The organism is Polaromonas sp. P1_G4, from assembly GCF_056405475.1.
The window spans coordinates 1-577 of the sequence record NZ_JBFUCA010001048.1 but is presented as its reverse complement, the minus strand read 5'-3'; the positions used below and the strand labels follow the sequence as shown (position 1 = coordinate 577).

1 protein-coding gene is annotated in these 577 nt (G+C 62.2%); it reads left to right on the top strand.

What is annotated here, in order from left to right; all coding sequences use genetic code 11:
• Positions 1 to 577, top strand: a 577-nt coding sequence (locus AC1D1X_RS25285; protein WP_477699635.1) for a diaminopimelate decarboxylase family protein, incomplete at both ends; no start/stop codon positions are given.

Below are 577 nucleotides of genomic sequence, written 5' to 3'. Positions count from 1 at the left end.
AGCTGGATGTGCTGTCCGGGGTAGCTCTCGCCATGGACATGCGTGCGCCCGTCAGCATTCGCGTCAATCCCGATGTCGACCCCAAGACGCACCCCTACATTTCCACGGGCCTGAAAGACAACAAGTTCGGCGTGGCACACCAAGACGCGCTGCGCATCTACCGGCACGCGGCTTCGCTGAAAGGCTTGCAGGTCGTCGGCATCGACTGCCACATCGGCTCGCAAATCACCGACACCACACCGTACCTTGACGCCATGGACCGGGTGCTCGACCTGGTGGCAGCCATTGAAGCCGCGGGCATCCCGCTGGAACATATCGATTTCGGCGGTGGCCTGGGCATCAACTACAACAACGACACCCCGCCCGAAGCCGACGCACTCTGGCAGCAGTTGCTCGCGAAGATCGACGCGCGCGGCTACGGCAGCAAAAAGCTGATGATCGAGCCGGGCCGTTCACTGGTCGGCAACGCAGGGGTTTGCCTGACGGAAGTGCTCTACGTCAAGCCGGGCGAGCACAAGAACTTCTGCATCGTCGATGCGGCGATGAACGACCTGCCACGTCCTGCGATGTACCAGGC